Raw genomic sequence first — 377 nt, 5'->3', positions numbered from 1 at the left:
ATCGGAGCATTAGGTATATTATCCCTAATAGATTCAGTACATAAAGAAATTCGATGCAAATGAGAAGATTGGGATATACTATTAGCTGTTAATCTATAAGATAAAACATACTCAGGTAAGTTTCCGAATTTATATATTCCTGACAATCTACACCATAAATCAAAATCTTCTGCTCCATCAGTACCTAAAGTATATCCATTAACTTCTTTTAATACTGTGGCTTTAATTATAGTCGCAGGATGACAAAGAGGATTAATAAATGGCATAGATGATATTATATCAAAATGATTAATTGGGAAATTTTTCTTGCCTATAACTTGATCGTTCTCATCTATTAATTTAATATTACCGCCAACAATATCTAAATCATTCCTTAT

At 29.4% G+C, this 377-nt stretch carries 1 pseudogene; it reads right to left on the bottom strand.

Going from position 1 to position 377, the window contains the following annotated elements:
• A pseudogene (locus tag V1952_RS22590) lies at positions 1-377 on the bottom strand (glycosyl transferase); the annotation flags it as partial.

It is taken from the genome of Yersinia sp. 2542 StPb PI, from assembly GCF_048593855.1.
Lineage (GTDB): Bacteria > Pseudomonadota > Gammaproteobacteria > Enterobacterales > Enterobacteriaceae > Yersinia > Yersinia enterocolitica_E.
Note: the sequence above shows the minus strand (reverse complement) of the source record. Positions and strands in the feature narration are given on the sequence as shown.